Source organism: Microbulbifer litoralis, from assembly GCF_023634065.1.
Taxonomy (GTDB): Bacteria; Pseudomonadota; Gammaproteobacteria; order Pseudomonadales; family Cellvibrionaceae; genus Microbulbifer; species Microbulbifer litoralis.
Map to the genome: position 1 here is coordinate 382609 of NZ_JALKCV010000002.1, position 12255 is coordinate 394863.

The following is a 12255-nucleotide window of genomic DNA, read 5'->3' on the forward strand; positions in this document are numbered from 1 at the left end:
GAGAATAATTATGTTCAGCTACTTCATGGGATTGCTGATCGCGGTCATTGTGCTGCTGATCATGTACGCGATCCGCATCATGCGCGAATACGAGCGCGCGGTGGTGTTTTTCCTCGGTCGCTTCCAGTCGGTCAAGGGCCCGGGCCTGATCATCATCATCCCGGTGATCCAGACCATGGAGCGGGTGGATCTGCGCACGGTGGTCATGGACGTGCCGACCCAGGATGTGATCAGCCGCGATAACGTTTCGGTCAAGGTGAATGCGGTCGTCTACTACCGGGTGATCGATCCGCAGTCGGCGATCATCAATGTGGAGAACTACCACGAGGCGGTCAGCCAGCTTTCCCAGACCACGCTGCGCTCGGTGCTGGGCAAGCACGAGCTGGACGAAATGCTGTCGGAGCGGGACAAGCTCAATGTGGATATCCAGAAGATTCTCGACGAGCAGACCGATGCCTGGGGCGTAAAGGTGACCAACGTCGAGATCAAGCACATCGACCTGGACGAGAGCATGATCCGCGCCATCGCCAAGCAGGCGGAGGCGGAACGGGCGCGGCGCGCCAAGGTGATTCACGCCGACGGCGAGGCCCAGGCGGCGGTCAAGCTCACCGAGGCGGCCGACGAGCTCTCCAGGAACTCCAATGCCATCACGCTGCGCTATATGCAGACGCTGATCGACATCGCGGGCGAGCAGAACTCCACCATCGTCTTCCCCCTGCCGCTGGACCTGATCCAGCCGATCATGAAGAAATTGGTGGATGAGAAGAGCGGGTAGACGGCGATGGAGCTGAACTGGGATCAGTTCATCAATTCCTTCCTGTTGCTGCTGGTCCTGATCAATCCCTTTATCATGAGCATCTACCTGCTGGACCTGATCAAGCGGGTGGAGCTCAGGGTTTTCTCCCAACTGATCGTCCGCGCATTCCTGATTAGCCTGGTGGTTTTTCTGGTATTTGCCTGGTTCGGCGAGCGGGTATTCGAAAGCGTGTTCCAGGTGCGTTTCCTGGCATTCATGATCTTCGGCGGCATCACTTTCCTGATCGTCGGCATCCGCCTGATTCTCGGCATCGGCCCGCCGGTGGAAACCATGAAAACGCAGTCCAGCGAAGTGGCCGGCGCCATCGCCATGCCGTTTGTCGTCGGGCCCGGTACCATCAGTGCCTGTGTCATCGCCGGCAGCAGTGTCGGTGCCCCGGGCGCTTCCCTCGCCATCGTGCTGGCCATGTCTGTGTCCGTCGGCTCCATGATCCTGCTGAAAATACTCCACGACTGGGTACAGACGCGACACGAACGCTATGTGGAAAGGTATGTGGAGATTGCGGGCCGGCTTACCGCACTGTTCACCGGTTCCTTCGCTGTAGACATGATTCTGAAAGGGGTCGAGCGCTGGCGCGAGTTACTGTGAAGGGGCGAGCCCCGACCCTGTCGGTCCTTTAAATCCCAAATGCCGTTTTCGCGGTTTTCCCATTTCCCCCAAGTATCAGGATCGTCGTCCCTTGACATTCATGTAAAGTACGTAATAACGTTCTTTATATGAATAAAGATTCAATTTGGTTGGAAATTCATGCTTTGCAGGAGCGGGTTGCGTTGCTGGAAGCCGGCAGCGGTGGGGTGGCCCCTGCAGGGGGAAAGGATGACTCGCGCCTATGGTTGCTGGAGGCTCTGCGGCAACGAGTAGAGGCGCCCGGCGCGGTCGCGTTCGGCGGCACTGTGGATTTGCCCGATGGTCGGTATTACGAGTGGCAATGGGGAGAGTCTGTCGGTGAGCGCCTGGAGGCGGACTGGAGTGAAGCGGCAGTGCCGCTTGAGGCCCTGGGGCATCCGGTGCGTCTGGCAATACTGCGGAGTGTCCTGCAAGGGGTTTCGGATATCGCCTCCCTGGCCGCCCTGCCGCAAATGGGGACGCGCGGGCAGCTGTATCACCATCTCAAGGTTCTGGAAAACGGCGGTTGGATCCTGCCGCAGCGACGAGGCGTCTACGGTGTCCCCGGCGAACGCGTGGTGCCACTGCTGACCGTGCTGGCTGCCGCGACCGGAGGATGATTCTGTATTCATTTCGTTACGGGGGAAGGCGTGATGCGTCGAATACCGCTTTTGCTACTTGGGGGCCTGCTGGCTTTGCTGCCCCTTTTCGGTACGGCCAAACCGGAGGAGGGCCCGGAGCTCCTGCTGCGCGAGTATGTGCAGAATTTTGCTCCCGGGACATCGGTAGTGGCGATGGTGATAGATCTGGAGGCCGATGGGCCGCGGCGGCAGCTGTACCGCTATGCGGAGAAGGGCGAGCCCCTGCCCGATGGCGACAGCCTGTTCGAGATAGGCTCTGTCACCAAGGTATTCACCTCCCTGTTGCTGGCGGATATGGTCCGACGCGGGGAAGTATCCCTGGATACGACGGTGGGAGAAATTCTACCGGAACGGCAATTTCCGCAAGCCGTCAAAGACATTCCCCTGCGAGAACTTTCGCAACACACTTCCGGCCTGCCGCGCCTGCCTGCCGATCCGCGCTCCCTGCTGCAGTTGCTGCGGATCGACAACCCCTATGCCGGTTTCGACCAGGAGGATTTATATCGCGCATTGGCATCGGTAGAAGTCAGTGATCGCGGTGATTTTGCTTACTCCAATCTGGGTGTGGCTCTGTTGGGGCAGCTGCTCGCGGAGCGGGCCGGCCGGGATTTTTGGCCGCTGCTACAGGACAGGGTGTTATCGCCACTCGAACTTGCCGATGTCCATCTCGATGATGAGTCCGTCGGAAAGCGCCTGCTGGAGGGGCATCGGCGCAATGGTATGGCCGCTGCGGCATGGGAAATGGGTGCCTACGCACCGGCGGGCGATCTGTCGGCCTCTGCCGAGAGTCTCGCGAGACTGGTGGAGCTGCAGATGACAGAGCCCTGCCCGTTGTGGAAAGCCTGCATCAATGGTGAAACGGGCAGTGTGCGCCTGGGCTGGATGGAGAGCGATTGGCAGGGCAATACGCTTGTCTGGCACAACGGTGGCACTGGGGGGTTCCGCAGTTTCATTGGCTTCATACCCGAGTTGAAGCGGGGTGTGATTGTGCTTTCCAATGGTGCTGCGAGGGTTGGACACCTGGGGGGGCAATTGCTCGGAGGGGATCCCGAGCCTGTGTTGCGGCCGGAACCCAGATACTTCTGGATATTGTTTAGTGGTTTCTACCTGCTCCTGACGCCCCTCGGTTTGGGCATGTACTGGTGGTGTCACCCTCGAAAAACCGGGAAGCTGGCTTTGCGTTGTTGCCGGCTGTTCTTCGCCTGCGGGTGGCGCTTGAGCCGTGGAGTGGCCGATCGCTGGGAATGCCTGGTCTGGTTAGGAATTATGGGGCCTTTCTATGTGTTCTTGCTTTTCTTCGGCCCCTGGGAGGCGATCCCATTGTGGGCCCTATGGATATCCGCACCCATATCGGCAGTACTGTTTATCGCGTTGTTGATACGGCCGAAGGCCCGCGCCGCGGAGCCGGCGATGGGCGAGAGCGGGCAACCGGGCCGTATCGATGTGGGTTAACCGCCGTTACTGCGCTATTACGGCAGCAGGCGCCGGCACAGCTCCCGGGTCGAGCCGTCCCAATCCCCGGGTATCTCGCCGCCGATAGTATCGTGCACCCGCGCACCCAGCAGTTTGCCCAGCTCCACACCCCACTGGTCGAACGGATTGATACCCAGCAGGCAGCCGTGCACGAACACCTTGTGCTCGTACAATTCCAGCAGCGCAAAAAAACCAGCCTGTAAAGCAGGTGGACATGTGCGGGGAAGCAAAGCTAATACTGTCTCGGTTTAGAAAGCAGTTAGAGGTGGGCTGATCCCCAGTCAAAGCGCCAAGGTTGGCCCCGCGATCATAGTCGTGCGCCAAACCTCAAGTTTATCCCGCGTATAGTACTTTCAGTGTCGCCATTATTTACTTATCTCCGATAGTGGCTGATGAGGCTTTAAGTCAGTGGAGGATGGTTGTCTGAGATATCAGGCTGGGGCGGGTGTGCTAGGCTCAAAGCTGTGCGTTAGGACGGCTGATCGCGAAATTTTCCTGGTTAGCAGTGTAACAGAAGAAGCCATAAATCAGCTTGTCCTTCCATGTATGATGAAGAGTGCGCCCGTATAATTATACATTATGTCTCCGGCCAGAAATGGCGGCGGTTTTCTCTACTTGCGTGCATACTTTCTGCTCGTTCTGAATGTGTGAAGTACATCCCGCGGAAACGGAGAATGTGGATGTTTAAAAAGGTGAACGCTTTAGTTGTCGCAGCGGTATCGCTGCTTGGTATTTTCTGCTCGGAGGCTATTGCCGAAAGGACGAAAGAGGCGAATAATTCCGAATGGCCCGATCGGGAACACCTGCCGATTGAACCCTTTCAGAAGTCCGGCAAGCTTGCGCCCACAGTGCGTGATTCCACGAAGATGGAATGGCCAAAGGAAATTTCGGCTCCAGACGGTGCGCCGAATATCCTATTGATCATGATGGATGATGTCGGATTCGGCGCATCGCAGCCCTTTGGAGGCCGGTCCCCACGCCCACTCTTGATCGTATTTCAAAAGAGGGTCTGCGTTATAACGCTTTCCACACCACCGCAGTATGTTCCCCGACACGCGCTTCACTGATCACCGGTCGCAATCACCATGTTGCCTCTACCGGTATCATCATGGAGTTCTCTACGCCATATCCGGGTTACCACAGCCTTGTATCGCGCAGTGTGGGAAATGTCGGTGAAATCCTGACGATGAATGGCTACGGCTCCTCCTGGTTTGGCAAGAATCACAATGTTCCGGATTGGCAGACCACGCCCGCGGGGCCCTTCAATCTGTGGCCGACCGGGCTTGGCTTTGAGTATTTCTACGGCTTCCTCGGCGCCGATGCGCACCAGTTTCGGCCAGCCGTTTACGAGAATACTGCCCCCATAGACCCCTATCTGGGGCAGGAGGATACGTATCATTTTGATGCTGATATGGCCGATCAGGCAATCCGCTGGATACACACACAGAAGTCAGTGTGGCCGGACAAGCCATTCTTCGTGTACTACACACCGGGGACTTCACACGCGCCGCACCATGCACCCAGGGAATGGATCGAAAAATTTAAGGGTAAGTTCGACCACGGTTGGGACAAGCAGCGGGAAATGACGTTTAGAAAACAGAAGGAGATGGGAATTATTCCAGAAGATGCTGTATTGAACCCGACGCCAGAAGCCTATAAGCGTTGGGATGACCTATCTCCTGATATGAAAAAAGTCGCTGCCCGTGAAATGGAAGCCTATGCCGGAGCACTTTCGCATTCCGATCACCAGGTTGGGCGTGTTGTTGACGCAATCGAGCAGATGGGCGAGCTGGGCAATACGCTGATTATCTACATTATGGGCGACAATGGCGCCAGCGCAGAGGACCCGACGGGTATCGGTATCACCAGTGAGATCGCTGTACTGGGGAATGGTGTTGAAGATGATCCCAAGTACATGCTGGAGAATATCGATCTGTTTGGAACCATGTGGTTCCAGAATCATTATTCTCACGGCTGGGCCCACGCGATGAATACGCCTTTCCAGTGGGACAAGAAATTTGCGTCACATCTGGGGGGGACGCGCACTGGTATGGCCGTTTCCTGGCCGGGCCACATCAAGGAGCCGGGAAAGATACGTAGCCAGTTTACGCATGTTACCGATGTTTTGCCGACGATTCTCGAAGCTGCACGGCTGCCGGTTCCTGAAACCATTAATGGGTTCGAGCAGGTTCCCATGAATGGGACAAGCTTTATTTACACTTTCAACAATGCCGAAGCGCCGGAGCGTCACACCACGCAGTATTTTGAGATCATAGGAAACCAGGGGATTTACCACGAAGGCTGGCTGGCGAATACAACGCCTGAGCGCCTCCCATGGCAAGGTCGCGGCCCCACTCATGAAGACCCATTCAATGACTTCGAGTGGGAACTCTACAACCTCAAGGAAGACTTCACGCAATCCAGGAATGTCGCCGAGGAGCACCCGGAAAAGCTTGCGCAAATGAGGGCGTTATTTAAAGCGGAGGCTGAAAAGAACCAGGTCTTCCCGTTAGATGATCGTTATATTGAGCGGCTGGATCCGGCCAACCGACCGCAGCCGAACAAAGGACGTACCAAGTTTGTGTACTATGGGGATACAGTCCGAATTACTGAGCCAATGGCGGCAAATATCAAGAACACGTCATTCACCATTACGGCCGATGTGGAGGTGCCGGAGAAGAACGCCGAAGGTATCGTAATGACGCAGGGCGGGTGGTTCGGCGGCGTGGCATTGCTGCTGCAAGAGGGTAAGCCGGGTTTCGTATATGCGCGTTCTCATTACCCGAAACACAAGTATCGTGTTCAGTCAGATATGGCGCTTGAACCCGGAAAGCACCAGATAGTCGTCGATTTTGTCTATGATGGCGGTGGTGTGGGTAAGGGGGGGAAAGCGGTGCTGCGGGTTGATGGTAAGCAGGTCGCTGAAGGCCGTATACCGGAAACTGTTCCCTCGCGATTCTCCGCGGATGAGACTCTCGATGTCGGTGAAGATTCCGGCACGCCTGTGGTGCGTGATTATGATGTACCGTTTCGCTTTACCGGGAAGATAGAGAAAGTTGTGATTGATATTGATCCTACTGCCACGGCCAAAAGCCAGGCTTCCCTGCCCCCGCCGGCAGGAATATGATCATCGCAGATGAACTGATCAAGTATCTGCCTGATGACCCAGAGTTGCTCTAGTGTGCCGTACGGGAAGTTCGCAAACAGTTCGTGCGCCAAGGCGCTCAGCCCAGCCTTGAGAAAGCTTGAAATAACCCTGCTATTCCAGTGCTTTCTCGCCTTGATCCGGGCGTTTTGGCTGTGTTCCTTTGTTGACGAACTTCCCGCAGAGCGCACTAGTGCTGGCGATACTGGTGGCCGGTGGTTCCGTCATCTGCAGTGGATATGATCCTGAAAGGGGTGGAACGCTGGCTGGCGTTGGTGCCCCCGTAAGTATCAGCCCAAGAGTTTCTCGACCAGCGCGCGGGTCGAGCCATCCCAGTCTTCGGGCACGGTGCCGCCGATGGTTTCGTGCACTTGTGCTCCGAGCAGCTTGCCCAGCTCCACGCCCCACTGGTCGAACGGGTTGATACCCAGCAGGCAGCCGTGCGCGAACACCTTGTGCTCGTACAATGCCAGCAGCGCCCCCAGGTGTCGGGGATCGAGTCTGTCGACGATCAGTGTATTGCTGGGCCGGTTGCCGGGCACGGCCTTGTGCGGCGCCAGGGCGTGGGCTTCGCGGTGGGTGTGGCCCTGCCGCTCCAGTTCCTCGCGCGCCTCGTGCTGGCTCTTGCCGCGCAGGAGTGCCTGGCTCTGGCTGATGCAGCAGGCCAGCAGCCAGCGGTGCTGTTCCTCCAGCCCGGAAGTCGGTTCCCTGATGGCGATAAAGTCCGCCGGAATGGTGTCGGTCCCCTGGTGCAGTAACTGGTGGAAGGAGTGCTGGCCGTTACTGCCCTCGGTCCCCCAGATCACACTGCCGCTGGGGTAGTCCAGTGGCTGCCCGTCGCGATCCACGCCCTTGCCCAGGCTCTCCATATCCAGTTGCTGCAGCCAGGCGGGAAACTTGGCCAGGCGCTGGGCGTAGGGCAGGGTCACCTGGCTACTGGCACCCCAGCACTGGCGGTACCAGAACTGGATCAGCGCCTGCAGCACCGGCAGGTTTTCCGCCAGCGGCGCGGAGGCGAAGTGCCGGTCCATCTCGTTGGCGCCGGCCAACAGCGCCTCGAAGGCATCGAAACCGCAGGCCAGCGCGATCGGCAGGCCGATCGCGGACCACAGCGAATAGCGCCCGCCGACCCAGTCCCACATCGGGAAGATGTTCTCCGCGGCGATACCGAAATCGCGGGCGGCAACGATATTGCTGCTGACGGCCACAAAGTGCTTTTCCAGTTCGCCCTCGGCGCAGCCGGCATCCAGGATCCACTGGCGCGCGGACAGGGCGTTCTGGAGCGTTTCCAGCGTGGAGAAAGACTTGGAGGCGACGATAAACAGGGTCTTTTCGGCCGGCAGTTGCGCGATGGTATCGCTCAGGTCGGCGCCGTCGATATTGGCCACAAAGTGCACCGACAGGCCCTCGACCCGCCACGGGTGCAGTGCCTCCACGACCATGCGCGGCCCCAGGTCGGAGCCGCCGATGCCGATATTGACGATATGCTCGATAGGCTGGCCGGAAAAGCCGCGCCATTCACCGCTGTGTACTTTTTCCACAAAGCTGCGCATCTGTGCGCGGCAGTCGGCTACCGCCTGTTCGTGCTCGCTTTGCGGCTCGCCCTGGAAGCGCAGGGCCGTGTGCAGTGCCGGGCGATGCTCGGTGTTGTTGATATTGGCTCCGGCAAACAGGGCCGCAATCTGCGCGGGCAGGTCGATCTGTCCGGCGAACTCCAGCAGCATTGCCAGTGTGTCGTCGCGCAGGTGGTTTTTACTGTAATCCAGGTAGATGCCGGCGGCTTCTGCACTGAATTGCTGCGCCCTGTGCGGCGCGGTGGCGAACAGGTCGCGCAGTGACCACTTGTGTTGCTCGCGGTGGGATTGCAGTCGGGCGATGGCGGCGGAACGGCTGAGTGCCGGGGTGGCTGTTGTCATGGTGTTGTGAATTATTGCTATTGCGGAAAGGTTTCGCTGCAAGACAATGCGGGCAGCGGTCTGGAGCGTCAATGCTAGCGGGAAAGGCCGATTGGAGCCAGGGCTTTGGTATCGGAGGGCGTTCGCCGCGAAAGCCGGGCGGTGGGGAGGCGTGGGTCGTAGTGCCCGGAAGCGGAGTGGCCGGGCCGCGAAAAGCAAATGCCGCTTCGGAAAGCGGCATTGCTAATCGCTGGAAGCGATCTTACTTGACCACCTTCATGCAGCGCACGTTGTCGGAAGCCATCCAACAATCCGCATCTGCGGGGCAGGCCATTGAGAGTGGAATCTGCTCAGAGCCCGGAGGGCAGGAAGCCGGCATAGGTGGCGCTGCACAGCAACCTGCCAGAACCAGTGCACTGATAATTCCGATTAAGTACTTGGCTGGAGTGAAATTCATCCCCTAACTCCTTTCCGTTGATGTTAGCCATTAGCATAGCCAATAAAACGTCACCTGTTTGGTCTGCTTTGTAAAAAGATTTTCTACAAAGATACCGCCCAATGGAGTGTAATAGGCACCAGGTTTAAATAGCCGCCAAGGGTGAAGTCTGGATAAAATTTGTGCCACTTTGTCGCGGCGAAATACCTAAATTTAAAGGTTTTTCCGCCAATATGGCCGCTAGACCATTGCAGGACGCTTAGGATTTTTTTTCAGAAAAAATACAGGCAAATATTTCTGTGCCTGTTTGGTGGCTTTGTGTGTCACTTTTTTGCCGGTGGCCATCCCGGAAAGTGGTTTGCGGATAAATTTTGAAGAAGGATAGCTTCTTTTCAATTCAACTTTCGGCGTTTGACGTTTTGCTGGTCGACGAAAGTCGTCAGTGAATGGTGCCCGGGCCGTGCAGGAAGTTGCCGAATGCCCGTGCCAGTGCCTCCGGGCGCGTTGGGTCGCGCAGGGCTGCCAGCAGCGCTGTGCGCACCGGCGGCAGGTACATCAGGTCGCCGAGCAGCAGGTTGAAGGTTTCCTGCCCCTGGTGTTCCGCCAGTGCCGCCAGCCAGGGCGCGGCGATTTCGCCGTGTTCCAGGTCCTGCGGGCATCGGCTGCCGATGGCCGCGATCACTTCGGTATTGCTGCGGGCCTCGACGTTGTTCAGCAGTTCCAGCAGGAAGTCCCGTCGCAACCCCGCTGCCGGCGAGTGCGAAACACCGCGCACCGCCGCGGCGACAATGGCGCAATCCACCGTTTCGCCGCCCAGGGTCGCCCGGGCGCGGTGGATTACCTTTTCCGCCAGATGGTGGTCGATCGCCTCGTTTTCCAGGCATTGGCACAGGCCGATAAAGACCGGCGGCGCAACCTGGACGATCCCCTTCGACAGCAGGTTTTTCTGCGATTCCCAGCGCGCGGCGAGATCCGCGATGCCCTGGAGCCCGAGTTGGTCCCAGCGGTGCTGTTGCGGGTCGTGGAAATAGGCCAGTGCGGCGTCGAGGTGCGCACTGGCGGGGCGTTTCAACTGCAGGGCGGCGCGGGCGTGGAAGCAGGCCTGGCGCTCCGGTGCCGGCGAGAACTGCAGGCCGCTCTGCTCCAGTGCCGCGTGCAATTGCGCGGCGGATTCCGACGGCTCCGCCCGCTCCAGTTTCTGTGACAACAGCCGCAGCAGGCCGTCCCGCGCCGGCAGTTGCAGCCTGCCCTGTTCGTCCAGTGGCAGGCGCAGGAACCAGACCACCGGCTCGCCGCCTTCCTCCGGCCACAGCAGCAGTCCGGCCCAGGCGCTCTGCAGGTAGGGATATGGCCAGGCTGCGCGCCCGGCCTCGAAGGCCTCGGCGGCAGCGCGCGAGACCGGCTGCAGGCGCCGGCCCAGGTCGAACCAGCGCAGCTTGAACTGCGCCTCTGTAATCAGGCCGCCGAGGGTAGCGCTGTCTGTCATAGCGGTGGAAATCTCAATGTTCTATCCGGGGAATCGGGCCTTGGCGACAGCGCCTGTCGGTTTATCGCGCAGTTGCCGCCGCGGACAGCGGCATCTGCTTGAAGTGGAACCATCCGTAGGCGATGGCCAGCAGCGGGCAGATGAGGTTAAACAGCGCGTAGGGCGCGTAGCTGAAGGTGGCGATGCCGAGGGTCGCGCTCATGTAGGCGCCGCAGGTGTTCCAGGGGATCAGCACCGAGGTGATGGTGCCGGAGTCCTCCAGCGTGCGCGACAGGTTCAGCCCGTGCAGGCCCTTGTCGGCGAAGGCCTCGCGGAACATGCGCCCGGGAATGATGATGGCCATGTACTGGTCGCCGGCGGCGGCATTCATGCCGAAGCAGGTCAGTACCGTGGTGGTGACCAGGCCGCCGACGGTTTTGACCTGGGCCAGGGTCCAGTCGACGATCACCTGCAGGAAACCGGCGCGTTCCATGGCGCCGCCGAAGGCCATCGCCGAGATGATCAGCCACACGGTATTGAGCATGCTGCTCATGCCGCCCTTGGACAGCAGCGCGGCGACATTCTCGTTGCTGGAGGTGGACTTGTAGCCGTCGAACAGGCTGTACCAGGCCCCCTTGATGGCCGCCAGGAAATCGTCGCCGCCGCCCAGGCGGCGCGCGGTATCCGGCTCAAACACCAGCCCGATCAGGCAGCCCACCAGGGCGCCGATGATCAGCGTTGGGTAGGCCGGGATCTTGCGCCAGGCCATAAACAGCAGCAATACCAGCGGCAGCAGGCTGACGATGGAGATATTGAACTCTTCCTGCAGGGCGCCCAGCAGCAGTTGGATATCCTCCGCCGAGGCGCTGCCGGTATCGGCGGTGAGGCCGATCACCGAGAAGACCACCAGCGCGATCACGAAGGCCGGCATGGTGGTCCACAGCATATGGCGGATGTGCAGGAACAGGTCGTTGGAGGTGACCGCAGCGGCCACGTTGGTGGTATCGGACAGCGGCGACATCTTGTCGCCGAAGTAGGCGCCGGAGATGACCGCGCCGGCGGTAATGGCCGGTGACAGGCCCAGCGCGCCGGCAATGCCCATCAGCGCCACGCCCAGGGTGCCGGCGGTGGTCCAGCTGGAGCCGATGCTGAGGCCGACGATGGCGCAGATGATGCAGCTGGCGGCGTAGAACCACTGCGGCGACAGTATCTGCACACCGTAGTAGATCATCGATGGCACCGTGCCGGCCAGGATCCAGCTGCCGATCAGCGCGCCTACCGCCAACAGGATCAGGATGGCGCCGAACACCAGGCCGATGCCGTGCAGCATGCCGCCTTCCATATCGTTCCAGCTGTGGCCGTTTTTTATTCCCATCAGCGCGGCCACGCCGGCGCACAGCAACAGGGCAATCTGGTTGGGACCGTAGGAGGAATCGGCGCCGTAGAAATACACGGACAGGGACAGCAGGGCGATCAGTATCCCCAGTGGGATGAGGGCGTCCAACAGACTCGGCTTGTGGGGTTCGGGACGGGAACGGGTCTGGCTCAAAGTGAACTCCAAGTCTACTGCATACCCGGCGGCGGGCCGGGTTCGTTATCGTTGTTGTGGAATCAAGCGGTGTATTCTCCCGGCAGAGGGCGGGGAAGTCCAATTTCGCGGGAGCCGCTGGCCAGCGGCCGGCGCTTCCGGTATGTTCTGCGCCGGCCCGCCTTCCCGGGCCCGCCCGCAGGCGCGCGTCCGCGGGGTTGATCCTTGTCCAGAATAACTGAGAAGAGA

11 protein-coding genes are annotated in these 12255 nt (G+C 59.5%); 6 read left to right on the top strand and 5 right to left on the bottom strand.

Annotated features, from left to right (window positions below; all coding sequences use genetic code 11):
* The first annotated feature begins 10 nt into the window (after positions 1-10).
* From MWN76_RS05030 to MWN76_RS05045, 4 genes are all read left to right on the top strand, one after another.
* On the top strand, positions 11-775 hold the full coding sequence (locus MWN76_RS05030; RefSeq protein WP_250459845.1) for a slipin family protein: 765 nt from the start codon (positions 11-13) through the stop codon (positions 773-775).
* 6 nt (positions 776-781) lie between these two features.
* The gene (locus MWN76_RS05035; protein WP_250459847.1) at positions 782-1405 is read left to right on the top strand and encodes a MarC family protein; all 624 of its coding nucleotides are present in this window, start codon (positions 782-784) and stop codon (positions 1403-1405) included.
* A 128-nt stretch (positions 1406-1533) separates the two neighbouring features.
* Complete coding sequence (locus MWN76_RS05040; protein ID WP_250459849.1) at positions 1534-2043, top strand: ArsR/SmtB family transcription factor; 510 nt, start codon at positions 1534-1536, stop codon at positions 2041-2043.
* Positions 2044-2076: 33 nt separating this feature from the next.
* Complete coding sequence (locus tag MWN76_RS05045) at positions 2077-3516, top strand: serine hydrolase domain-containing protein (RefSeq protein WP_250459851.1); 1440 nt, start codon at positions 2077-2079, stop codon at positions 3514-3516.
* A gap of 17 nt (positions 3517-3533) precedes the next feature.
* Here MWN76_RS05045 and MWN76_RS05050 read toward each other — a convergent pair whose 3' ends face one another.
* Complete coding sequence (locus tag MWN76_RS05050; RefSeq protein WP_345780051.1) at positions 3534-3710, bottom strand: hypothetical protein; 177 nt, start codon at positions 3708-3710, stop codon at positions 3534-3536.
* 507 nt (positions 3711-4217) lie between these two features.
* On the opposite strand from MWN76_RS05050, the gene MWN76_RS05055 reads away from it, so the two are divergent.
* A complete protein-coding gene (locus MWN76_RS05055; protein ID WP_250459852.1) occupies positions 4218-4604 on the top strand; it encodes a hypothetical protein in 387 nt (128 codons plus the stop codon).
* Positions 4547-6664, top strand: a complete 2118-nt coding sequence (locus MWN76_RS05060; protein ID WP_250460100.1) for an arylsulfatase — start codon at positions 4547-4549, stop codon at positions 6662-6664. Before MWN76_RS05055 ends, MWN76_RS05060 begins: the two co-directional genes overlap by 58 nt.
* Before the next feature lie 308 nt (positions 6665-6972).
* On the opposite strand, the gene pgi is transcribed toward MWN76_RS05060, so the two are convergent.
* The 4 genes from pgi to nhaC all read right to left on the bottom strand — a co-directional run bounded on the left by pgi (position 6973) and on the right by nhaC (position 11982).
* A complete protein-coding gene (gene pgi / locus MWN76_RS05065) occupies positions 6973-8598 on the bottom strand; it encodes a glucose-6-phosphate isomerase (RefSeq protein ID WP_250459854.1) in 1626 nt (541 codons plus the stop codon).
* A 655-nt stretch (positions 8599-9253) separates the two neighbouring features.
* On the bottom strand, positions 9254-9409 hold the full coding sequence (locus tag MWN76_RS05070) for a hypothetical protein (protein ID WP_250459856.1): 156 nt from the start codon (positions 9407-9409) through the stop codon (positions 9254-9256).
* A gap of 43 nt (positions 9410-9452) precedes the next feature.
* Entirely contained in the window at positions 9453-10499 is a 1047-nt protein-coding gene (locus MWN76_RS05075; protein WP_250459858.1) for a DUF3549 family protein, read from the bottom strand.
* Between the two features lie 61 nt (positions 10500-10560).
* A complete protein-coding gene (gene nhaC / locus MWN76_RS05080) occupies positions 10561-11982 on the bottom strand; it encodes a Na+/H+ antiporter NhaC (RefSeq protein WP_250459860.1) in 1422 nt (473 codons plus the stop codon).
* Positions 11983-12255 lie beyond the last annotated feature (273 nt).

Coding starts and splice junctions, on each gene's coding strand:
- MWN76_RS05045 (WP_250459851.1), top strand. CDS start 2,077: ATGCGTCGAATACCGCTTTTGCTACTTGGGGGCCTGCTGGCTTTGCTG.
- MWN76_RS05035 (WP_250459847.1), top strand. CDS start 782: ATGGAGCTGAACTGGGATCAGTTCATCAATTCCTTCCTGTTGCTGCTG.
- MWN76_RS05040 (WP_250459849.1), top strand. CDS start 1,534: ATGAATAAAGATTCAATTTGGTTGGAAATTCATGCTTTGCAGGAGCGG.
- MWN76_RS05075 (WP_250459858.1), bottom strand. CDS start 10,499: ATGACAGACAGCGCTACCCTCGGCGGCCTGATTACAGAGGCGCAGTTC.
- pgi (WP_250459854.1), bottom strand. CDS start 8,598: ATGACAACAGCCACCCCGGCACTCAGCCGTTCCGCCGCCATCGCCCGA.
- MWN76_RS05055 (WP_250459852.1), top strand. CDS start 4,218: ATGTTTAAAAAGGTGAACGCTTTAGTTGTCGCAGCGGTATCGCTGCTT.
- MWN76_RS05030 (WP_250459845.1), top strand. CDS start 11: ATGTTCAGCTACTTCATGGGATTGCTGATCGCGGTCATTGTGCTGCTG.